The organism is Rothia sp. L_38, from assembly GCF_050689125.1.
Lineage (GTDB): Bacteria > Actinomycetota > Actinomycetes > Actinomycetales > Micrococcaceae > Rothia.
Genome location: NZ_JBOEQD010000004.1, coordinates 46,717 through 68,079, shown reverse-complemented (window position 1 = coordinate 68,079; position 21,363 = coordinate 46,717). Strand labels below are relative to the sequence as shown.

The window sequence follows — 21,363 nt, the reverse complement described above, 5'->3', positions numbered from 1 at the left end:
TTTCATCCTACCGAATCGAAATAGAGGATTCTCTGTTTCGAGATAATTTTCGTTTCAATGACAAGCTGGGCCACCAGTGCCAGGACGGCTCCGGTGAGAAGCCAGCCGTTACGAAAATCCTGCGGTATAGGGGCGAACACTAAGAGGCCGGTGAAAACCATAATCTTGAACGGATACATGGCCGCTAGAGCCGCTGCCGCCGCTTTCATCGACTTCTTCTCAGCCGGTATCACAACCATGATTCCGACCGCGAAACTGAGATAAACCAGGGTAAGCCCCGTAAGGAACCCACCCGCAGCCGGTTTACCTGCGATAAGTACACCAACTATCGTACCGACTAGGGCCAAGATAGCCAAAGCCAGTGAGACCGACCGGAAGATTTTTAACCAGGGCATCTCGTTGATGCCCAGCGGCTTAGGCCCCATTTTTCTGACGCACCTTCCCGAGCAAGGTCGGCAAAAAGATGTAAAGGGCCAAGATAAGCACAACTAACAGGGCAGACCAAACAGCGTTCTGGGTCTCGAAGGGTAAAGCCAGCACGGTCACAGCAGTCACCACAAAAGTAGTGAGTGTCACAAGGGTTGCACTGCCCAAGTGGCTGAAACCGACATCCGTCAGGCGCTGATAGGCATGAGTGCGGTGGGGTTTGTACCACTGCTCACCCCGCACGATTCGGCGCAGTAGCGTGGTTCCGGTATCTGTTAGGTAAACCAGTAGAGGGGCAAGGATGTACTCAACATAAACCCCCGAAAGGAAAGCACCCACCGCCATAGAAGCGATAGCTCCCCCCAGGAAGTAGGAACCAGCGTCCCCCAAAAACACATTTTTACCGGTGCGCACGTTCCAGGGTAGGAAGGCCAGGCAGGCCGCAGCCACGGCCGCTCCCCCGGCAAGCAACCAGGGCATTTGATTGACCCACCCCGCGTAAGCGTAAGCCCCGCCCACAGCAAAACCGTGAAGGCCCGAGATGCCGTTAATGCCGTCCATAAAGTTCACCACGTTGATGTATGCGGCGATCGCAAAGACCCCTAGGGGAACCCAGAAGATGGAGGTCCCCAGCATCAGGGTCATTCCCAGAGTGACGATAGCGCCGATGAGCAGCTGGGCCGCAAAGCGAACCTTGATAGAGACCCCTCGGTAGTCCTCCATCCAGCCCAGAGCACCCGATGCCACCATGCCAAAGAGCACGAAGAGGGCAATAGACCGATCAGTAAAAATCTGTCCGTCGATGAGGGCAACCAGGTAGGCCAGCACCGCTGCAAGTGCGGTTGCTAGCCCCATGCCTCGGAATACCGGGGAGCTGTGGGAAGACCGTGCGGTGGGGATGTCGACCAGGTTCCAGCGGTGCAGGAGCGGACGCACGGCGAAGGGTAAGAGCAGACCAGCGACCAGGCCGACAACGGTGGGCACCAGAAGCAGAGCCAGAAGTTCTGAGGTAGTCATTAGGCCTCCTGCCCCCGGTGCTCGGTGCGGTCGTATCCGCGGTGGCTACGGTAGTTTTCAAGCCAGCGGGCGTAGTCAAGGTCAGCTGGGTCAAGCCTGGGAGCTTGAGCCCTCATGATATTTTCGTTCTCTTCGCTACGCTCGTGTACCTCGTCCTGGCCGAAAAGTACCTCGTCGCGCTTTTCGCCCGCACGCAGGCCAATAACCTCGATAGCCACGTCGAAGCGCTCATAGAGGCTGCGCATATGCTCCGCCACCTTGAGAATCTTAACCGGCTCGCCCATATCGAGTACCATCACCTCGCCGCTGCGTCCGATTGCCCCGGCCAGCATGACCAGCAGGCAGGCGTCTGGAATCAGCATGAAGTAGCGGGTGGCGTTCCGATCGGTCACGGTCAGGGGGCCGCCGTCCAGAATCTGTTTGGTAAAGAGGGGCTTGATAGAACCTCGAGAGCCAAAAACGTTGCCGAAGCGCACCGAGACATAGGTACGCCCGGTCTGCTCGCCATACCAGCTCGTCAGCATTTCCGCGCTGCGCTTGGACTGCCCCAGGGCTGTAGTGGGGTCAGCAGCCTTGTCGGTCGAGATATTGACAAAAACCTGAACATCAACCTGAGCTGAAGCCTTTAGTACGTTAGCGGTACCCAGAGTATTGGTTTTGTAGGCTTCCTTGGGGTAAGCCTCAAGGGCAGAGACGTGCTTAAGAGCGGCAGCGTGAAATACAACCTCAGGCTGACGTTCAGCAAAGACCGCCTCTAATGCCTCAGCATCCCGCACGTCCGCCAGAATCACGCTGGGGTCGTCCAGGCTTGATAGGCCGGTCAGAGAATACCGGGTATCCATGAGTAGGGACTCGTCGCGGTCGAGCATCATAAGCTCCGCCGGCTGGTAGGCACTAATCTGGCGGCAGAGCTCAGAACCAATCGACCCGCCAGCACCGGTCACGAGCACGCGTCGACCCTGCACATAGCTACGAATGAGGTCATGGTCAATCTTGTAGTCAATTGTGCCGCGAATCTTCTCAAGAAGCTCACGCTCATTATTCTCTTCACTGCGTCGGCGACCATGGCCAATATCGGGAACGGCAGAGTTGATGCGTATGGTTTCTACACCCATCTCTTTCATGCTCTGGGCGATGCGGACCAGGCGTCGTTCGGGAATCTCCTCACCAATAGCAATGAGCACCTTCTCGGCCTGGTGATCTTTCACCAGAGTAGCTAAATCAGCGCTGGTTCCCTCTACCTTGACCGAGTGAATTCGGGCGTTCCGCACCGACCGGTCATCGTCAACAATCGCTACCGGCAGGTACTTGGCCTTAGGGTCGGTCATCAAGGTTGACACCAGGTTGCGGCCCAGAAAACCTGCACCGTAAACAATCACCCGCTGCACATCTTTACCGCTGGGGCGGTTGGTCTTTTCCTCATAGATTCGCTTGCTATAGCGGAAGCCCATCATCAGCAAAACAGCGATGGGGAAGGCAATCAGCACCACAGAGCGGGGTACCCCAAAGGCTCGGGACGATACCATCAGCAGTATCTGCATAATGATGGTGTTAGCTAATATCAGGGGGTAGAGCTTGCTGCCCTCTTGCAGGGTGCCGTAGCTGTGGACTCCGCGGTAGAGACCCATCATCAGGCCACCACCGATTTGCAGGGCGACCATCACCAGGGCAACCATGGTGAGCCCGCCTGCATCGATCTGGCTCAGATCCATGCCGTAGCGCAAAACAAAGGCAGCGGGTAGGGCTATCAGCCAGGCTAGGGAGTCTAGCCCCATCTGCACGTACTTCCACCAGGTTTTCCGCACGGTGCTCGAGGTCAGAATGGGGATAGAGGTGGTCTGCGGGGACGGTTCTTTAGACATTGCTGCCCTTCTCTTTCTTCCCCTGCGGGGTTCGGCCGGTCATGGCCCTAAAGGCCCGGGTGCGCAGTTCTTCTGGTGCTAGGCGGTAGACACCGCGTATGGCTAGGTTCTGGGCGAAGCGGACGGGGCTCAGCACTCCCCCGGTATAGAGCCTGCGCTGGACCTGGAGGTCCTTGCGCAGGGCTTCTAGCCCACCGCGTCGGGTATAAGCTGTAGCAACCCGGTAGCTTACCAGGGGCTGGCTCAGGTTGCCCAGGACGAACCCAGCTCGACTCATGCGGGCCCAAAGCCAGTAGTCTTCGGCTCCCGGAACCTCAATGTAACTGCCAACAGCCTCTACAGCGCTCTTGCGGAAGACCACGGTGGGGTGCAGCATGGGATTGCGCTTCGGAAGCATCTCTCGGATAGCTCTCGCCCCGGTCACGGCCTTCCGTTCGGCCTCGGGGCGGGCGGGGTCGTCCGTAAATTCGTACATGGCGCTACCCAGCACGTCGTACTGGCCCGCGGCAAGCAGGGGAACCTGCTGGGCAAAACGGTCAGGAGCAGAAACATCGTCTGAGTCTGCCCGGGCCACAATATCGTAGTCGCAGTAGGTGAGCCCCTCGTGCAGAGCGGCAGCTAGCCCGTGGTTCTCGGCAAGGCGCACCACGGTCACCGGCAGGGAGCTCTGCTCTTCAAAATCAGCAATAACCTGAGAAAGCTCAGCGCTCACGGGGCCATCCTGCACCAGTACCAGCTGGTTGGGGCGCAGGGTTTGGCCCTCGGTATTCGAGGCTAGGGCCAGGCGCAGGTGCTCGGGCTGATCCCCGGCATAAACGCTCATCAAGACAGAGAACTTGGGGTCGCTCCCGTAGTTTGCTTTGATACGCTGGGCCAGCTGGGGGGTTTCAAGCTGGTAGACGCCGTCCAGCACCTCGCTGTTGGAGCGATAGCCGGCGGCGGCGTCCTGAAGCCCCTTGAGGAAGTAGCCGGTGTAGGTCTTCTTCTCATCGGTGCGCAGCAGGGTGCTAACCCACAGGCGAGCTGTTGAGCCGCCGTAGAGCAGCTTTTCCAGCGGGGTTAGGGTGCGACGGGCACAAAAAACCCAGAGCTTATTGCGTACATCGTTGTAGAAGCGGGGGCCGGGTTTGGCGTCTGTGGTGCCAAAGGTCTTGGTGTGGTGGCGGGCTACCGACCGCTCGGTAGCAATACCGTTGCTGTGGTGAATCAGGCGGGTGGTGTATTCGAAGTCGTCGTTCCAGATAAAGAAGTCTGCCAGGGGCAGGTCGGTGGCTCGCATGGCGGCAGCGTCCATCAGGATTGACACAAAGGACGCCGAGCGGATAGGGCGGGCACCCACAGCGGCTGCCCGCGCGGTACGGTCAGGGCCCGCGGCGAACATGGTACGCATGGTGTTCATGGGGTGGTCCTGGCCGTTGGTCCACACCACCTTAGAGGCCACGACGGCCGGGCGCTCTGCCCGCACCGGGGAATAGTCAGCCCAAGCCCGGTAGGCCTCAGAGAGGGTATTTTCGGTAGGTTCCGTGTCGTCATCCATGACCCAGACCAGGTCTGCCGCATGCCGATTCAGGGCCCGGTCAATGCCCACGGTGAAGCCGCCTGCGCCGCCCACGTTCTGCGGCAGGTGCACTATGTCGGTAGCCAGTGAACTCCGATAGCTGCCCAGGTACTCTTCGGTACCGTCGGTAGAAGCATTATTGACGATGATGACCGTATCGGGAGTCAGCTCCCCCGCCTCTATCCCGGCTAGGGTCTGTTCAAGCAGCTCACGGCGGTTATAGGTCACCACTACAGCAACAATGCGCTCCTGGGGGCGCACCTGGGGTGTCGGGGCAGATACCATGGGCAAACAGGTCCTTTCGTGGGGTGAGGCCACCTGCAAAGGCGTGCTTACCCCAATTTCAGGGCACAAAGCACGCAACTCTATCTAAGTTTAGCGAACTCACCTGTGGATTATCCCAGCGCAGGCGGCCAGAAGCCCAAACCTTAGCCCTTTGTGGCCTGCCCTACGTGTTTTTTGCTCCGGCCTATGTCACCCTAGGGGGTAGGGGCACAGACGGCCCACCGGTAACCACCGTACGGACGGAGTAAAGGCATGGCTCAGGCCACATGGAAAGTAATTGGGGCAAGCGGGTTTGTGGGTTCATCGATTGTAGCCCGGCTAGCTGCCGAAGGCGTCCAGGTCGATGCGGTTGAGGCTCCCCGCCTGCTCACGCGCACAGCCGAAGCCAACCAGCTCATTCGCGAAGCCCGGCAGCTAGACGGCATTATTGATACTCTCGCTGAATCTTTTGCCGGGTGCGAGGTTGTCATCAACGCTTCGGGCCTGGCTGCCCCTGACCAGGAAGACCTAGCTCCCCTGCTAGGCGCTAATGCCCTGTTGTCTGCGGTCATTGCAATTGCTGCCCAGCGCACCGGCGTCAGCAGGGTAATCCACCTGAGCTCTGCTGCTGTGCTTGGGCCGGTCCCTGTTCTCAGTGCAGAGGCAGAACCCCAGCCGTTCTCTGCCTACTCTTTCTCGAAGGCCCTGGGCGAAGAGGTGCTTCTGGCCCTGCGGGCTTTTATCGAAGAAACAGCTGCTCAGGGGCAGGCTCCCGGCTCTGAAGCGTCGGAATTCCCGGCGGCTCCTTCTCACTCCCCCGTCGCTGTAGCCGGGGATCACGCGGTTGATATCTGCATTATCCGGGCTACGAGTGTGCAGGGCCGCGGACGCCGAACCACCGAGGCTTTCGCAAAAATTGCGTCCTCCCCGCTGGCGTCCGTCGCAGGGCGCACCCCGCGGCGCACCCCGGTCTCCTCCAACTACGCCCTGGCAGAATTCGTCTACCGGGTAGCCAGTTTCACCGGCCCTCTGCCCGCCATCGTAATGCAGCCCTGGGAAGGGGCAACCACCGAGTCCGTCCTTATTGACGCAGGACGCCGCCGCCCCCTACACCTACCGGCCCCCCTCTGCCGGGCTCTGGTCGCCACCGGCTACAGGGTCTCTGAGCTCCTGGGGGACCGCCTGACCGGGCCCGTCCGCCGGGTTGAGGTGATGTGGTTCGGTCAGGATATTGACGATTCGTGGGCTCAAAAAAATGGCCTGGTGCCCCAAGCACGGGTGAGCGAGGTGCTTCGCACCGCCCACAGCGCACTGGGCACCAGGCAGGACCGCAAGTTTGAAAACTAGACGGTAGGAGTGCCTTCTTTGCCCTCGCCATCCGCTTCGGTCAGCGGTTCGGTGGGGGCTTCTTTCTGGGTGCCGAACACCAGCGAACGGGCATCGGCCACCGAGTAGGGCTTGGTGTTGTCTTGTACCACGCGGGCCTCGGGAGCATGAGCGCTGGCGGTACGGCGCTGGTCAACGGCTGCGGTACCGCTAGCACCGCCTACCAGACCCGCAGCGAGCGAACCAGCTACAGGAGCGGCGGCCTGGCGGGAGGTAGCCTCAACCTCTTCTGTCTCAGGCTCATCCACATGGCGGGGAGAAAACTCGGTATCTTCCATTGCCTCTGAGCTTGCTACCAGAGCTGACTCGGCTTCGCGGCGGGCCTTCTCCTGGGCCTCAAATTCGGCGCGGGTTAGCACACCGGGCACGACCTCGCGCAGGCGCTCTACTGAAATTGCGCCCTCACGCACAACAACCAGACGGTCAGAGGTGCAGTCCACGATGGTGGAGGGCAGGGCATCCTTGGCTTCAAAGCCCTCAGGACGGTTCTCGGGGCGGGGTCCACCGTCAAAGATAACGGCTACGTCATCGCCCAGCTGGGCCATGGCTTCCTGGGCGGTTGTAGCTGCCGGGCGCCCGGTCTTATTGGCTGAAGAAACAGCCAGAGGGCCCAGGTTTTTCAGAAGCTCAATAGCTACAGGGTCGTTAGGCACGCGCAGGGCAACGGTGCCCTGGGTCTCGCCCAGGTCCCAGTTCAGGGAGGGCTGAGAATAGAAAATCAGGGTGAGAGCACCGGGCCAGAACTCGGTAGCCAGGGCGCGGGCGTCCTCGGAAATTTCGTCGGCCAAACCCGGCAGCACAGACTGGTCGTAAATGAGTACCGGCGGGGGCATCTGCCGGGTACGGCCCTTAGCGGCAAGCAGGTTCCCAACGCCCTCAACGGAGAAGGCGTCGGTGGCGATACCGTACACGGTGTCGGTAGGAATCACGATGGTCTTGGCTGCGCCGATTGCTGAGTTGGCGGTCGCGATGGCGTCGCCCAGGGTCTCAGGGTCGGTTGCACTAACAATGGTTGCTTTCACGCTCATTATTCTTTCACATTCTTAGGTGCCTGGTAGCGGTTTATAGCCCGAGGTGTGACGGGGTTTACCCGCGAAATCATCAATAGATTCGATACCTTCAAAGCCGACGGCGGCAAGGGCCTGCCGCATCAGTTCCCGCTGGGTTTCGGCGTGCTCCATAATCAGGTAGCCACCGGGAGCAAGAAGAGCATAGGCTCGGGCTGCGATGGCGGTAGGTAGCTCCATGCCGTCCTCTCCCCCGCCGTAAAGAGCCAGGGCCGGGTCGTGGTCGCGAACCTCTGGATCTTTAGGAATTGCCCCGGCAGGGATATAGGGCGGGTTGGAAGCCACTAGGGTCACGGTTCCCTCGTAGCCGGGTAGGGCCGTGCGGGCGTCGCCCGCTACCAGTTCCACCCCGGCTGGGCCCAGGTTACGCTCGGCCCAGGCGGCAGCGTCGGTTGAGAGTTCAACGGCGAGGACGCGTGGGGTCGGCACCTGCTCATCTGCGGCTAGCTCGGTAGCAAGGGCAGCTGCAATGGCACCTGACCCGGTACACAGGTCAACCACCAGGGGCTGGGCGGGCAGGGCCTCAGCCATGCCCCGGTAGGCGGTGAGGGCGTGCTCCACCAGCAGCTCGGTCTCGGGTCGGGGCACAAAAACCCCCGGCCCTACCGACAGGGTCAGGCCCCGGAAGTGGGCCTGGCCGGTCAGGTGTTGGAGGGGCAGGCGCTCACCGCGCAGGGTCACCAGACGGGCAAAGCCCTCAGGTGCCGGATGTCCCAGCAGGGCCAGGGACTGAACACGGCCCCGCGATACCGGCTCACCGGCGTCCTTCTCCAGTAGATAAGCGGCAAGAAGCTGCGCGTCCACCGCAGCTGAGTCAATACCGGCTGCGCCAAGATAGAGCGCAGCCCGGCGAAGGGCTGAATCAAGCTCTTCGCCGGGCTCCAGGCTAAAATCAGCCACGCTTACTTGTCTTCCTGACCGAGCTTCTCAAGGCGGGCAGCCTCGTCCATCTCAATAGCGGACTGCACAACAGCCTCAAGGTCACCGTTGAGTACGGCATCCAGGTTGTAGGCCTTGTAACCGGTGCGGTGGTCGGCAATACGGTTTTCAGGGAAGTTGTAGGTGCGGATGCGCTCTGAACGGTCCATGGTGCGCACCTGAGAATGGCGCTTCTCGGCGTTCTCGGCGTCAATCTGCTCCTGCTGCCAGGCAAGCAGGCGGGCACGGAGCACGCGCATAGCAGCTTCACGGTTCTGAATCTGTGACTTCTCGTTCTGCATAGCAACCACGATGCCGGTGGGCAGGTGGGTAATACGCACAGCGGAGTCGGTGGTGTTCACCGACTGACCGCCGGGGCCTGATGAACGGTAGACGTCAATCTTCAGGTCGTTCTGGTTAATCTCGATTTCCTCGGGCTCATCGACCTCGGGGAAGACCAGCACACCGGCAGCTGAGGTGTGGATACGGCCCTGGGACTCGGTCGCCGGAACACGCTGCACGCGGTGCACGCCGCCCTCGTACTTGAGGTGGGCCCAGACGCCCTCCGCGGGGTCAGTCGAGGTGCCCTTGATAGCTACCTGGGCGTCCTTGTAGCCGCCCACGTCGGTGGTCTGGGAGGAAATCATTTCGGTCTTCCAGCCCTTGGATTCAGCGTAGCGGGTGTACATACGCAGCAGGTCAGCAGCGAAGAGGGAGGCCTCGTCGCCGCCTTCGCCACCCTTGACTTCGAGAATGACGTTGCGGCCGTCGTCCGGATCACGGGGAATCAGCAGCCGGCGCAGCTTCTCTTCAGCCTCGGGCAGCTGGGATTCAAGCTCCTTGACCTCGTCAGCAAAGTCGGGGTCTTCGGCGGCCATCTCGCGGGCAGCTTCGATGTCGTCGCGCAGGGTGTTGACGCGGTTGTAGGCTTCAACGATGCCGTTGAGCTCTGAGTAGCGGCGGCCCAGCTTACGGGCCTTGCCCTGGTCAGCGTGGACGGCGGGGTCAGCCAGCTGCTTCTGGAGGTCTGCGTGCTCGTCGAGCAGACCCTGGATAGATTCAATCACGGTGATGTCCTTTCCTTATTCGCCGTGGCCCAGGCCGCTCTTAGCAACGGTGAGCAGGAATTCGACGTTGGACTGGGTCTCGCGCAGCTTGGAGAGCAGAACAGACAGGGACTGTTCCTGGTCCATGCCGGCCAGCACGCGGCGCAGGCGCCACATGATCTTGACCTCGTCGGGTGAGAGCAGGGCCTCTTCGCGGCGGGTTGAGGACGCGTTGAGGTCGATGGCGGGGAAGATACGCTTGTCTGCCAGCTGGCGGGAAAGGCGCAGTTCCATGTTGCCGGTACCCTTGAATTCTTCGAAGATGACCTCGTCCATCTTGGAGCCGGTCTCGACCAGGGCGGTCGCCAGAATGGTCAGTGAGCCGCCTTCTTCGATGTTGCGGGCAGCACCGAAGAACTTCTTGGGCGGGTAGAGGGCAGCTGCATCTACACCACCGGAGAGGATGCGGCCTGAGGCGGGCGCTGCCAGGTTGTAGGCACGGCCCAGGCGGGTCATGGAGTCCAGCAGGACGACGACGTCGCGGCCCTGCTCCACCAGACGCTTGGCACGCTCGATGGCGAGCTCGGCAACGGTGGTGTGGTCATCTGCCGGGCGGTCAAAGGTGGAGGCGATAACCTCACCGTTGACGGTGCGCTGCATGTCGGTGACTTCTTCGGGGCGTTCGTCCACCAGAACCATCATGAGGTGAACCTCGGGGTTGTTGGTGGTAATCGCGTTGGCGATGGACTGTAGCATCAGGGTCTTACCGGCCTTGGGAGGTGCCACAATCAGGCCGCGCTGGCCCTTGCCAATGGGGGCAATCAGGTCGATGACGCGGGTACCGAGCTTCTTGGGATCGGTCTCCAGACGCAGGCGCTCCTTGGGGTAGAGCGGGGTGAGCTTGTTGAACTCGCGGCGGCCCTTGGACTCTTCGGGGGTCAGGCCGTTGATGGAGGTCAGCTGTACCAGGGCGTTGAACTTCTGGCGGTTGTTGTTATCGCCTTCGCGGGGGGCACGGATGGTACCGACCACAGCGTCGCCCTTGCGCAGGCCGTAACGCTTGACCTGGGCCAGGGAAACGTAAACGTCGTTGGTGCCGGGCAGGTAGCCGGAGGTACGCACGAAAGCGTAGTTATCGAGGACGTCGAGCACACCGGCGACGGGAATCAGCACGTCGTCTTCGCTAATCTCGGGCTCGTAGTCGTCGCGGCGGTTGTTACGGCGTTCGCGGCGCTCTGCCTGACGGTCGCGGCGGTTCTTGCGGTTGTTACGGCGGTCTTCGTCGGGGCCGTTGTTGTTCTGGCGGTCGTTCTTGCCGCCGCGGTCGCGGTTCTCGCGATCCTGCTTATCGCCGCGGTCCTGACGGTTATCGCGGTCGTTGCGGTCACGACGGTTCTTGCGCTCAAAACGCTCGTTCTTCTCGCCGTTCTCAGCGGTAGTGTCGTTCTGCTCGGCAGAATCGACGTTCTCGCCCTCGTTCTTGCGACGATGGTCGGTACGGGTGCGGGTACGGGTGCGCTTGGCACCCTCTTCGCCCTCGTTCTGCTCATTGCGGGCAGCCTTCTGAGACTCCAGACCGTCAAGGGCAGCTTCAACCGCCTCAAGGGCAGAGGTATCGGGCTTGGTTTCCTTCTGGGATTCAGCAGCTACGGTTGAGCTGGTGGCGCGGCGGTTACCGCGACGCTTAGTAGCGGGCTTCTCAGAAGTAGCTTCAGCAGGTGCGTCAGCGGCTTCGGCGGCGTCCTGCCCCTTGGGCTGCTCTGCTTCGGCAGCCTTTTCAGCTGCGGTCTTGCGGGTGCGGGTGCGCTTGGGCTTCTCTGCCTCAGGCTGAGCCTCGGCGGGAGCTTCTGCTTCGGCAGCCTTCTCGGCTGCGGTCTTGCGGGTACGGGTGCGCTTAGGCTTCTCTGCCTGATCTGCGGTTTCAGCAGGACGGTCGGCTACAGCTGAGCCACGCTGGTGGGCTGAAATAGCCTCAACCAGGTCTGATTTACGCATGCGGCGGGCGCCGGTAATACCTAGCTGGGAAGCCAGGGACTGGAGCTGAGCGAGTTTGAGGGTGCTCAGACTGGGGGACTTCTGCTCAGCCGCTGCTGCGGCCTCCGTACCTGCGGTCAGGTCGGTGTTTTCTGCCACGAAGATTCCTTCTCTCGAAATGTCGTTGATTTCGCGGGTTGTTCTGGCGCAACAGATGCGCCATGCCCAGAGCGGGCGAGTGATAGTTTCAGGGGTCAGGTGACGCTGTCGCTGGGAAAGCGAGAGTATCAGGTGACCCGGGTTCGGGCGCCCGGCTGCACCAAACGGTAGCTGACGGGATACCGGCAAGGGAACGCCCCCACTAGTTCAGTGAAAGACGTAAATGAACGGTTGAACCTGCTGAGGCTTCTACAGACCTGCCAAACCGTGGGATGAGGCCAACACAGGCGAGCCCGGGCACAAATAGTGCTGGAGCGCGCTAGGCGGTTTCCTCATAAGTAAGCATAACACCTTTAGTGTCGATATCGATATCGAGCACCCGCCAGCTTACAGCCCGACTCTCGTGCTGATTAGGCTCGCTTTCGGTGGCGAAGGCCTCAATGGCTTCGCGAACTCGGGCGCGTTCGTCCGCCCCGTTGGCCAGGGCCATGACGGTGGGGCCTGCCCCCGAGATCACCGCGGCAAAACCCTTGCCGCGCAGGTACTTGACCAAGGCTGCCGAGGGCTTCATGGCAACGGCGCGGTAGGACTGGTGCAGCAGGTCGCTGGTTGCGGGCAGCAGGTAGTCGGGGTAGGACGCCAGTGCCTGGGTCAGCAGGGCCGCACGACCGGAGTTGGCGGCGGCTTCCCGGTGGGGAACGGTCTCGGGGATGAGGCCGCGGGCTACCTTGGTCGGCACCTCGTAGTCAGGAATTGCGATGACCGGCAGTACGTTCTCGTGGGCCGGTACGGGCAGGGAGTGCCAGCCCGAGTCGTCCCCGTAGGAGATCACAACGTGGCCATAGAGGGAGGGGGCCACGTTATCGGGGTGGCCTTCCATGCCCGAACAAATCTGTAGTACGGCCTCGTCATCAAGCTGGAGCTCGGCGGGGAGCAGGCCGTTCGCTGCGGTCACGCCGGCCACGATGGCTGAAGCGGATGACCCCATACCGCGAGAATGCGGGATGCGGTTATGGGCCTGAACGTGCAGGGAGGGTAGCTCAAAAAGCCCCACCGCCTTCCAGGCAGTCACCATGGCCTTGATAACCAGGTGGCTGGCGTCCTGCGGAACCTCGCTCGCCCCCTCACCGGTGAGATCGAAGGTCAACTCCCCCACCCCGGGCACGCGGGTGACCGTCAGGTCATCATAGTGGGCCAGGGCCAGACCGAGAGAGTCATAGCCGGGGCCGAGATTGGCTGAAGAGGCCGGGACCTTGACGGTCACGCGCGCGCCAACGGGGATTACATCGGGCTGGACGAAGGGCTCGTCTGAGCCGTCGATCATGGGAAGTGACATAAGAATCGGTATTTAGCCTTCTACACGGATAACGGAGGTGATGTCGCGGACGGTATCGAGGGCGTCCACCACGGCCATGGTCTTGCGCAGGTTAGCGTCGGTGGCGCGGTGGGTGACGATACGGATGGAGGCGCTGGTGCCGTCGCCGGTGCCCTTAGCCTGGCGCATGGTCTCGATAGAGACTCCGTGCTCGGCAAAGATACGGGCGATGTTGGCCAGAACACCCAGCTTGTCTTCCACAACGATACCCACAGAGTAGCGGGAGACAACGTCGTTCATGGGGGTTGCCACCAGGTTAGCGTGGGAGGACTCGGGGATGCCGGGGCCACCGAGCACCAGGCGGCGAGAGAGGGAAACGAAGTCACCCAGTACCGCGGAGGCAGTGGGAGCGCCACCTGCGCCGGGGCCGTAGAACATAAGCTCACCGGCGTTTTCAGCCTGCACGAAGACAGCGTTGAAAGCACCGTGGACGGACGCCAGCGGGTGGGTGCGGGGCACCAGGGTGGGGTTCACGCGGATGTTGACGCCCTCGCCGTCCTTTTCGCAGACCGCCAGGAGCTTGATGACGTAGCCGTCGGCAGCGGCTGCCGCCACGTCGTCGGCGGTGATGGAGGTAATGCCCTCGCAGTGAACGTCGTCGATGGTGAAGTCAGAGTGGAAGGCCAGGGAGGCAACGATTGCGGCCTTCGAGGCGGCGTCGTGACCCTCGATATCGGCAGTGGGGTCAGCTTCGGCGTAGCCCAGGCGCTGGGCCTCGGCCAGGGCGTCGGTGAACTGGGCGCCGGTGGTGTCCATCTGGTCCAGGATGTAGTTGGTGGTGCCGTTCATGATACCCAGCACGCGGGTGATCTGGTCACCGGCCAGAGAGTCGCGCAGGGGGCGCAGGATGGGGATAGCACCGGCAACCGCAGCCTCGTAGGAGAGCTGGGCCCCGCTCTTAGCTGCGGCAGCAGCCAGTTCTACACCGTGCTTAGCCAGCAGGGCCTTGTTACCCGATACCACCGACTTGCCGGCGGTCAGGGCGCGCAGGATGCGGGTTCGGGCAGGCTCGATACCGCCGGTCAGTTCAATCACCACATCGGCGGCGTCAATCAGTGCCTCAGCATCGGTGGTGTAGAGCTCGGGTGCAGCCTCATAGTGGCGCTTGGCTGAGGTATCGCGCACGGCAATACCAATCAGCTCAACCGGTGCACCAATGCGGTCTTGCAATGACTCAGCGTCTTCGGTCAGCATGCGGGCTACCTGTGAGCCGACGTTACCGGCGCCCAGTAGCGCTACTTTGATGGTGGTGTTGCCCAAGAGCGTCTCCTGACGTAGATGGGAAATGTAGGTTCAGGGGTACGCTCACCATGCTAGCGGTTGAGAGAGCACAACTCAGACTATGAACCTACATTTCTCACGGAGTGGTTTATGACAGGACGCCACCGCCCCACTCCCCTGCCCTTTAACAGCCAAGGTGCGGGGCGGCGTCCTGATGACAAAGCCTAGACCAGGCCCAGGTCCCGGGCTAGCATGTCTTCTTCGGTTTCGCGGCGGATGATGGCGCGGGGTTCCTTATCTGCTGCCGTTGCGATCACCGGCGGGCGGGTCAGGTAGTTGTAGTTGGAAGCCATGACGTGGTTGTAGGCGCCGGTGGCCGGAACAGCCAGGATATCGCCCGCTGCCAGGTCAGCTGGCAGGTAGCAGTAACGAATCACGATATCGCCAGATTCGCAGTGCTTACCCACCACACGAGACAGAATCTGTTCCCCTTCCGGGGCCCGGTTGGCCAAGGTCACGGCGTAATCGGACTCGTAGAGTACCGGGCGGGGATTATCGCTCATGCCGCCATCGACCGAGACGTAGCGGCGCACGCGGGTGTCCCCGTTCTCGTCCTCAATCGCCACGTCCTTGATGGTACCGACCGTGTAGAGGGTAATACCCGAAGGGCCCGAGATGGAACGCCCCGGCTCAAAGGAGAGGTGAGGTATAGCCATACCCACGTTGGAGCAGGTCTTAGAGACCATGTCAGCCAGCTCGGTAGCAATATCGGCAGAACCGCGCGGGGTGTCCTGCTCGGTGTAGCCGATACCGTAGCCGCCACCCAGGTCAATCTCGGGCAGCACCACGCCAAAGCGCTCGTTGAGTTGCTGCATGTAGGTCAGCACCTTCTCAGCGGCCTTACCGAAGCCCTCGGCCTCAAAAATCTGGGAGCCGATATGGCAGTGCAAACCGCGCAGGTCAATGTGCTCGCTGGCCAGGGCCAGAGCGGTAGCCACGGTAGCGTAGGCATCATCTGCGGTAATTCCCAGCTCGGCCAGCTCTTCAAGCGACAGACCTGCCAGCGGCGCGGTACCGGCTGCCAGAGACTGACCAAACTTCTGATCCTCGTGGGCGGTAGCAATGTAGTCGTGGGTCGAGGCGTGGACGCCGGGGGTCACGCGGAGCATGACCGGGGCGGTGACGCCCAACTCGGCTGCTACCTTCGCAATCAGCTGCACCTCGGGCACCGAGTCGGCCACCAGGCGTCCTACCCCGTAGCGCAGTGCGCGGGCAATCTCGCCCGCCGACTTGTTGTTACCGTGCAGGGCGATTTTCGCACCGGGTACCCCGGCCCGCATGGCAATCGCCAGCTCACCGCCACTCGCGGTATCAAGGCACAGGCCCTCTTCCTCAGCCCACTTGGCCACGGCAGTCGCCAGGAAGGACTTCCCGGCGTAGTAGACCGAGACCTCAGCCCCGTGCTTCTCAAAAGCCGTCTCAAAGGCGGAACGGAACTCAGCGGCGCGGGCGCGGAAGGTGGTCTCAGAAAAAACGTACTCGGGGGTGCCGAAGTCGGCTACCAGGCGGCTGACGGGGGTGCCGTCCACCTCAAGCTCGCCACTCTCGGAGCGGGTGAAGGAGGGCATCCAAATCACCGGGTCGAGGTCGGCCGGGGCGGACGGGTAGGTCAGCCAGCCGGGCTTGAACAGTGCGGCTTCTAAGCCCATTTACATCTTCTCCGGTGCGCTCACACCCAGCAGGCCCAGGCCGTTGGCCAATACCTGGCGGGTAGCGTTGTTCAGCAGCAGGCGGGTGCGGTGCAGGTCGGTGACCTCTTCATCGCCCTTGGGGGCAACGTGGGAGACACCGTACCAGCGGTGGTAGGCACCGGCCAGGGTTTCCAGGTAGCGGGCCACGCGGTGGGGCTCACGGAAGTCAGCGGCTTCTTTGACGGCACCGGCGAACTGGCCCAGGGCAGCCAGCAGGGCTGAATCTGCCTCTGAGTTCAGCAGGGAGGTATCGACGGAGTCAGTGGTGACGCCGGCTGCCTCAGCATTGCGGGCAATAGCGCAGGTGCGGGCGTGGGCGTACTGCACGTAGAAGACCGGGTTCTCGTTGGACTGTTTGGTCAGCAGATCCAGGTCGATATCGATGTTGGAGTCAACCGAGTAGCGGGTCAGGGAGTAACGGGCTGCATCCACACCCACGATTTCAACCAGGTCTTCCAGGGTCACGACGGTACCGGCACGCTTAGACATACGCACGGGCGTACCGTCCTTGACCAGGTTAACCATCTGGCCGATCATGACCTCAACCATGTTGGGGTCATCGCCCAGGGCAGCGGCAGCGGCCTTGAGGCGGGCTACATAGCCGTGGTGGTCAGCACCCAGCATGTAGATCGCCAAGTCAGCGGGGTTCTCTTCGCGCTTGGTCTTGTCCTGGAAGTAGGCGATGTCACCGGCGATGTAGGCGGCATTGCCGTCAGACTTGATAACCACGCGGTCCTTGTCGTCGCCGAAGTCGGTGGACTTGAGCCACCAGGCGCCGTCCTTGAAGTAGAGGTTCTCGGACTCCTTGAGCTTCTCAAGCAGCTCGTCTACCTTGCCATTTTCAAAGAGGGAATTCTCGTGGAAGTAGACATCAAAATCGACGTGGAAGTCGTGCAGGGACGCCTTGATGTCCTCAAACATGAATTCAACACCGGTAGCGCGGAAAACTTCCTGGGGGTCTTCGGCCTCAAGGGCGTCGGGGCGAACCTCAAGCACCCGGTTGGCGATATCGGTGATGTACTCGCCACCGTAGCCGTCCTCGGGAGCCTCCTCACCCTTGGCACGGGCCAGCAGGGAGCGAGCAAAGCGGTCAATCTGGTTGCCGTGGTCGTTGAAGTAGTACTCACGCACGACCTTGGCGCCCTGGGAGATGAAGATACGGGCCAGGGAGTCACCCACAGCGGCCCAACGGGTACCGCCCAGGTGGATGGGGCCGGTGGGGTTAGCGGAAACGAACTCCAGGTTGATGGTCTGGCCGGCCAGGGTGTCGTTGGTGCCAAAGGCTGAGCCCTGCTCGACGATAGTCTTGGCCAGCTCACCCGCCGCAGCGGCGTCCAGGGTGATGTTGAGGAAGCCGGGGCCAGCGATATCGACGCTTGCCACACCGGCAATCTCGGTGATTCGGGCAGCCAGGATCTGGGCTACCTCGCGGGGGTTCTTCCCCACCTTTTTAGAAATCTGCAGGGCGATGTTGGTGGCCCAGTCGCCGTGGTCGCGGTTCTTGGGGCGCTCTACGCGCACAGAGGGGGCGGTTTCGCCGTCGGTCAGGGTCAGTTCGCCGGCTTCGAACGCTGCGGTCAGCGCGCCGTCAATTGCACTTGAGAGTTCTTCGGGAGTCATAGGGTCAAGTCTACAGGGTGAGCTGTTCACCTACCCAGCGAATGATATGTTCCCAGGTGCTCTCACTGGCGTAGATGGCCGGGTCGGAGTGCTCTGCTCCCCCGATGAGGGTGAGTTCGGTGGCGATTCCGGCGGCTGAGAGGGCACGGTGGGCCTCGACGGACTGATTGGGCGGTACGCAGGTGTCTGCGGTGCCGTGGATGTAGTAGACCGGGGCGTGGGTTCGGTCGCCGGTTCTCTGGGCTTCTTGTACGTAGTCGATGGGGTGGGCTTTGGCCCAGTTGATCTCTGCTGGGGTGCCTGTCGGGGCGGGGTAGGTGGAGCCGAGTAGCCGCCATTCGGCGCCGTCGTCCTCGGGGTGGTCGTAGGGGAAGCCCCAGGCCACGCGGTCATCGAAGATGGTGCGCAGGTCGCTGACCCCGTAGATTGAGACGGCACAGCGGACGGACGAATCCGACTCACCTGCGATGGTGCGGGCAGCGAGCGCACTGGCTGAGAGGCCTTCGAGGTAGGGCTCGTTCAGGTGGCCGGTGGCGGCGGCTAGCTGGACCAGGTGCCCGCCCGCTGACCCACCTGCGAGGACGATACGGTTGGGGTCGATTCCGAAGTCTTCGGCCCTGGTTTTGAAGTAGCGGATGGCTGTTTTGAGGTCGTTGATTTGGGCGGGGAAGAGGGCCTCGTGGCTGAGCCGGTAGTTGATGGAGGCTGTGGCGTAGCCCGCGTGGGCGAAGCGTTCGCGGACGCGGTGTAGACCGTTATCAGCTAGCAGGAAGGAGGATTTATCGCCGAATCGCCAGGCTCCGCCGTGGACGTAGATGAGTAGGGGCACGGGGTGGTGTTCACCGGTGGGTGCACTGGGCGGGTAGAAGTCAAAGGTCTGGGATGGGTGGCTTGTTCCCGCGTAGTTGCCGGTGAATGTGGTCATTGATTCAGCCCTTCGGTGCGCTGGTCTTTGTTCCTACTGTAATCGGTTTGTGTTGTGGGGCGGGGTTTCTGATAGAGTAATCAGGTCTGAGTTTCACTATCTATTGTGAAGGTTCAGTGTTGCCCTCGTAGCTCAGTGGATAGAGCACCAGTTTCCGGAGCTGGGTGTCGAAGGTTCGAATCCTTTCGAGGGCACAAAAAGAGAAGGTATGCCAGAATGCGCGAAGCGCTGGCATACCTTCTCTTTTTGTGCCCGGCGTGAAGAAAGGCCCCAGTGGGGCCTTTTAGCCGGCTAAAACAAGCGGAGCCAGAATGCGCGAAGCGCTGGCAGGTCTTTTCTATTTGTGCCCGGCGTCCGCCTTCTTCCCCGCATTTATTCTGTTTTACCCGCAACTAGTTGCGGGGTTTTCAGACTAAGTGCGGGTTAGTTTGGGGCGACGAGTTCCACTTCAAACCCCTGCTTGTTTTCAAGGTAGAGGGCGTAGTGGTCGGGGCCGCCTGCATGCGGGTATCGGTCTGCGAAGAGTTCACTCCAGCCGTGGCTGGTAGCCTCACTACGGAGCTTATCGAGCAAGGCCGTGGACGGCACTGTGAAGGCCAGGTGGTTGAGACCGGCGTGGGTGCGGTTATGGGGGCCGGTGGTATCGGGTGATTCTTCGAGGACGAGGTAAGAGCCGTCGGGAGCCTGCCAGGAGATTCCACTGGACCACTCCTGGTAGGGCGTCCACCCTAGTTGCTGGGTGAGCCAGGCCCAGGAGGGCAGGGTTGTTTCCAAAGATTCGGTCCAGAGTTCTACATGGTGGAAGCCGGGGCGGCAATTGCCCTGGTGACCGCGCAGACTGGCCGGGGCGTGTCCGTCCTTACGAAGCCTAGCGGCGAGAACCGCGTCGTAGGTCTGCCCGGCGTAGAGGAATTTTTCTCGCTCGATTCCTTCAATCTGGAAGCCCGCCGCAGCGGCAACGGCTCCGCTGGCGGGGTTGTTGGCGCGGTAGCCCAGCTCTAGGCGGCGGAGACGCGGTGAAGGCAAGGACGCCAGCAGACCGGTATCGAGGGCAGGCGAGGTAGGTGCCGGGCTGGTTTCATCTAAGGCCCAGTTGCAGACGGCGGTAAGGGCAGCTTTGGTGTAGCCCTGCCCGCGGTAGGGGTCGGATATCCAGTAGTAGACCCAGGCCCTGTCCCAGGCTCCGGTATCGCTGCGGGTCGTGAAGTTCAGCCCGATGAGCCCTGCGGGCAGCCCCTCGTCGCTGAGGCAGAATATAGCCCGGTTTTCAGCCGGTAGGTAGCTGGTTTCGATGAGGTTGCGGGCGTCCTCTTCGCTGATGAGGGCTGGCATCTGCCGTTCGAGGCCTGATGATGTGCGGTGAATCGAGTAAAGGTCAGGGGCGTCGGTGAGCGCCCAGTAGCGTAGCTCCATGTGCCTAGTTTAGATCAGGAGCAGGCCGACGGAAGGCAACCCAGACTGCTGCTATTGCGCCCATGGCCAGGGCGAACCAGAGGGAGAAGATAGCATCGAAGATAAAGTCCTGCGGGTCGATGCGGGGCAGACCAATCCCTAGCCCGAACACCGCGCCCAGCAGGAAGGCCCCGGAGGGGTGAGCCGTAAACTGTCGACGATAAATCAGGTGAAGATTGGGGCCAGGGAAGCGCAGGGCAGCTAGGCTGATGAAAGTCAGGGCGACTGCCCCAATCGTCATACCAATGAGATAGGGCGTCATTTCTTGCTCTGGGAGCACGAAGGCCCGCAACAGGCCGATGACGCCGCTGATTGAGGCACCAAAAGCCGCGACCAGGGTGAGATAGAGTGCTTTCGTCATTGACTACTCCTTTCAGCGCTCCCTCCCAGCCTACCAAACTACTAAGTAGGGTTGCTTATATTAAGCCGGGTAGACTAGGGGCGAAAACCCCACCCTTTCGCACCAGAAAAGAGAGTGACATGGCAGAAGCCGTCAACACCCCGCACATTGCCCCGAACGGCGCTGAAATTGCCGAAACTATCCTGCTCCCCGGCGACCCGCTGCGCGCCAAGTTCATTGCCGATACCTACCTTGAGAACGTCGTACAGTTCAACACCGTGCGCAACATGTTCGGCTTCACCGGCGATTACAAGGGCCAGCGTATTTCGGTCATGGGTACCGGCATGGGCATCCCTTCGGCCAGCCTCTACGCCCACGAGCTGATTCACACCTTTGGCGTGAAGAACCTGATCCGTATCGGCACCTGCGGCGGCATGGCTGAGGGTCTTGACCTTTTCGACCTGGTCGTGGCCTCAGCAGCTTCGACCGATTCCAACTTCATGCACCACTACAAGCTCCCCGGCACCTTTGCCCCCACCGCGTCCTGGCCCCTGCTATCTGCTGTGGCCAAGGAGGCCGAGGCCCAGGGCAAGACCCTCAACGTAGGTAATGTGCTGTCTTCCGATGTCTTCTACCGCTCTGACTTCTCCGACGCCTCTAAATGGGCCGAGATGGGTGTGCTGGCCGTTGAGATGGAAACCGCCGGCATTTACGCTGTTGCGACTGCCGCCGGCGTGCAGGCTCTGTCGGTCTTCACCGTCTCTGACCACCTTTTCAAGGGGGTTGAGACCACCGCCGAGCAACGCCAGACCGCTTTCACCGACATGATGGAACTCGTCCTCCCCGTCGCTGCCAGCCTCTAAATTTTCTGTCAGGACGCCTGCGCCCCGCTCCCCTGCCCCAGGGCAGGAGGGCGGGGCGTCCTTATACAGAAATAGCTTCCAGAAGTTTATCGACTATAGTCGATAAACTTCTCTTTTTCGATATTTTTGTCGACTATAG

At 61.4% G+C, this 21,363-nt stretch carries 17 protein-coding genes and 1 tRNA gene; 3 read left to right on the top strand and 15 right to left on the bottom strand.

From position 1 onward, the window contains the following. Positions 1 to 2 precede the first annotated feature (2 nt). From ACRCJM_RS03965 to ACRCJM_RS03950, 4 genes are read right to left on the bottom strand one after another with little or no spacing between them, the layout of a single operon-like run. Positions 3 to 425, bottom strand: coding sequence for a hypothetical protein (locus ACRCJM_RS03965; protein WP_237185864.1), 423 nt, complete (start codon positions 423 to 425; stop codon positions 3 to 5). After that, on the bottom strand, positions 415 to 1,443 hold the full coding sequence (locus ACRCJM_RS03960) for an MraY family glycosyltransferase (protein WP_431463889.1): 1,029 nt from the start codon (positions 1,441 to 1,443) through the stop codon (positions 415 to 417). Before ACRCJM_RS03960 ends, ACRCJM_RS03965 begins: the two co-directional genes overlap by 11 nt. Continuing rightward, positions 1,443 to 3,305 carry a polysaccharide biosynthesis protein gene (locus ACRCJM_RS03955; RefSeq protein ID WP_431463888.1) on the bottom strand — a complete coding sequence of 621 codons (1,863 nt, stop codon included), beginning with the start codon at positions 3,303 to 3,305 and terminating at the stop codon, positions 1,443 to 1,445. Before ACRCJM_RS03955 ends, ACRCJM_RS03960 begins: the two co-directional genes overlap by 1 nt. Then, entirely contained in the window at positions 3,298 to 5,148 is a 1,851-nt protein-coding gene (locus tag ACRCJM_RS03950; protein ID WP_431463982.1) for a glycosyltransferase, read from the bottom strand. Before ACRCJM_RS03950 ends, ACRCJM_RS03955 begins: the two co-directional genes overlap by 8 nt. A 252-nt stretch (positions 5,149 to 5,400) precedes the next feature. Here ACRCJM_RS03950 and ACRCJM_RS03945 point away from each other — a divergent pair, with 252 nt between their 5' ends. After that, the gene (locus tag ACRCJM_RS03945) at positions 5,401 to 6,474 is read left to right on the top strand and encodes an NAD-dependent epimerase/dehydratase family protein (RefSeq protein WP_431463887.1); all 1,074 of its coding nucleotides are present in this window, start codon (positions 5,401 to 5,403) and stop codon (positions 6,472 to 6,474) included. Here ACRCJM_RS03945 and ACRCJM_RS03940 read toward each other — a convergent pair. The 9 genes from ACRCJM_RS03940 to ACRCJM_RS03900 all read right to left on the bottom strand — a co-directional run bounded on the left by ACRCJM_RS03940 (position 6,471) and on the right by ACRCJM_RS03900 (position 18,569). After that, positions 6,471 to 7,535 (bottom strand): L-threonylcarbamoyladenylate synthase, encoded by a 1,065-nt coding sequence (locus ACRCJM_RS03940; RefSeq protein ID WP_431463886.1) that lies wholly within the window; start codon positions 7,533 to 7,535, stop codon positions 6,471 to 6,473. The two genes, ACRCJM_RS03945 and ACRCJM_RS03940, sit on opposite strands and share 4 nt — an antisense overlap. A gap of 21 nt (positions 7,536 to 7,556) precedes the next feature. Continuing rightward, the gene (prmC, locus tag ACRCJM_RS03935) at positions 7,557 to 8,480 is read right to left on the bottom strand and encodes a peptide chain release factor N(5)-glutamine methyltransferase (RefSeq protein WP_237206345.1); all 924 of its coding nucleotides are present in this window, start codon (positions 8,478 to 8,480) and stop codon (positions 7,557 to 7,559) included. A 2-nt stretch (positions 8,481 to 8,482) separates the two neighbouring features. Beyond that, entirely contained in the window at positions 8,483 to 9,565 is a 1,083-nt protein-coding gene (prfA, locus tag ACRCJM_RS03930; protein WP_431463885.1) for a peptide chain release factor 1, read from the bottom strand. A gap of 15 nt (positions 9,566 to 9,580) precedes the next feature. Beyond that, complete coding sequence (rho, locus tag ACRCJM_RS03925; RefSeq protein WP_431463884.1) at positions 9,581 to 11,677, bottom strand: transcription termination factor Rho; 2,097 nt, start codon at positions 11,675 to 11,677, stop codon at positions 9,581 to 9,583. 319 nt (positions 11,678 to 11,996) lie between these two features. Then, on the bottom strand, positions 11,997 to 13,013 hold the full coding sequence (thrB, locus tag ACRCJM_RS03920) for a homoserine kinase (RefSeq protein WP_431463883.1): 1,017 nt from the start codon (positions 13,011 to 13,013) through the stop codon (positions 11,997 to 11,999). 12 nt (positions 13,014 to 13,025) lie between these two features. Then, entirely contained in the window at positions 13,026 to 14,312 is a 1,287-nt protein-coding gene (locus tag ACRCJM_RS03915) for a homoserine dehydrogenase (protein WP_431463882.1), read from the bottom strand. 185 nt (positions 14,313 to 14,497) lie between these two features. Beyond that, on the bottom strand, positions 14,498 to 15,982 hold the full coding sequence (gene lysA, locus ACRCJM_RS03910; RefSeq protein WP_431463881.1) for a diaminopimelate decarboxylase: 1,485 nt from the start codon (positions 15,980 to 15,982) through the stop codon (positions 14,498 to 14,500). Further along, positions 15,983 to 17,644 (bottom strand): arginine--tRNA ligase, encoded by a 1,662-nt coding sequence (gene argS / locus ACRCJM_RS03905; RefSeq protein WP_431463880.1) that lies wholly within the window; start codon positions 17,642 to 17,644, stop codon positions 15,983 to 15,985. A 10-nt stretch (positions 17,645 to 17,654) separates the two neighbouring features. Then, positions 17,655 to 18,569, bottom strand: coding sequence for an alpha/beta hydrolase fold domain-containing protein (locus tag ACRCJM_RS03900; RefSeq protein WP_431463879.1), 915 nt, complete (start codon positions 18,567 to 18,569; stop codon positions 17,655 to 17,657). Positions 18,570 to 18,690: 121 nt separating this feature from the next. Between ACRCJM_RS03900 and ACRCJM_RS03895 the strand changes: the two genes are divergently transcribed. Then, positions 18,691 to 18,763, top strand: a tRNA-Arg gene (locus tag ACRCJM_RS03895). A 229-nt stretch (positions 18,764 to 18,992) separates the two neighbouring features. Here the strand turns inward: ACRCJM_RS03895 and ACRCJM_RS03890 are convergent. Both ACRCJM_RS03890 and ACRCJM_RS03885 read right to left on the bottom strand, forming a co-directional pair. Then, the gene (locus tag ACRCJM_RS03890; RefSeq protein WP_431463878.1) at positions 18,993 to 19,982 is read right to left on the bottom strand and encodes a GNAT family N-acetyltransferase; all 990 of its coding nucleotides are present in this window, start codon (positions 19,980 to 19,982) and stop codon (positions 18,993 to 18,995) included. A 4-nt stretch (positions 19,983 to 19,986) separates the two neighbouring features. Beyond that, a complete protein-coding gene (locus tag ACRCJM_RS03885) occupies positions 19,987 to 20,382 on the bottom strand; it encodes a hypothetical protein (protein WP_431463877.1) in 396 nt (131 codons plus the stop codon). Between the two features lie 119 nt (positions 20,383 to 20,501). Here ACRCJM_RS03885 and deoD point away from each other — a divergent pair, with 119 nt between their 5' ends. Next, positions 20,502 to 21,224 (top strand): purine-nucleoside phosphorylase, encoded by a 723-nt coding sequence (gene deoD, locus ACRCJM_RS03880; RefSeq protein ID WP_431463876.1) that lies wholly within the window; start codon positions 20,502 to 20,504, stop codon positions 21,222 to 21,224. Positions 21,225 to 21,363: the final 139 nt, after the last annotated feature.

Excerpts from the sequence above, each read along its gene's own strand:
- ACRCJM_RS03900 (WP_431463879.1), bottom strand. The coding sequence starts at position 18,569 with ATGACCACATTCACCGGCAACTACGCGGGAACAAGCCACCCATCCCAG.
- ACRCJM_RS03950 (WP_431463982.1), bottom strand. The coding sequence starts at position 5,148 with ATGGTATCTGCCCCGACACCCCAGGTGCGCCCCCAGGAGCGCATTGTT.
- ACRCJM_RS03885 (WP_431463877.1), bottom strand. The coding sequence starts at position 20,382 with ATGACGAAAGCACTCTATCTCACCCTGGTCGCGGCTTTTGGTGCCTCA.
- thrB (WP_431463883.1), bottom strand. The coding sequence starts at position 13,013 with ATGTCACTTCCCATGATCGACGGCTCAGACGAGCCCTTCGTCCAGCCC.
- ACRCJM_RS03960 (WP_431463889.1), bottom strand. The coding sequence starts at position 1,443 with ATGACTACCTCAGAACTTCTGGCTCTGCTTCTGGTGCCCACCGTTGTC.
- ACRCJM_RS03955 (WP_431463888.1), bottom strand. The coding sequence starts at position 3,305 with ATGTCTAAAGAACCGTCCCCGCAGACCACCTCTATCCCCATTCTGACC.
- ACRCJM_RS03945 (WP_431463887.1), top strand. The coding sequence starts at position 5,401 with ATGGCTCAGGCCACATGGAAAGTAATTGGGGCAAGCGGGTTTGTGGGT.
- ACRCJM_RS03965 (WP_237185864.1), bottom strand. The coding sequence starts at position 425 with ATGGGGCCTAAGCCGCTGGGCATCAACGAGATGCCCTGGTTAAAAATC.
- deoD (WP_431463876.1), top strand. The coding sequence starts at position 20,502 with ATGGCAGAAGCCGTCAACACCCCGCACATTGCCCCGAACGGCGCTGAA.
- ACRCJM_RS03890 (WP_431463878.1), bottom strand. The coding sequence starts at position 19,982 with ATGGAGCTACGCTACTGGGCGCTCACCGACGCCCCTGACCTTTACTCG.
- argS (WP_431463880.1), bottom strand. The coding sequence starts at position 17,644 with ATGACTCCCGAAGAACTCTCAAGTGCAATTGACGGCGCGCTGACCGCA.
- lysA (WP_431463881.1), bottom strand. The coding sequence starts at position 15,982 with ATGGGCTTAGAAGCCGCACTGTTCAAGCCCGGCTGGCTGACCTACCCG.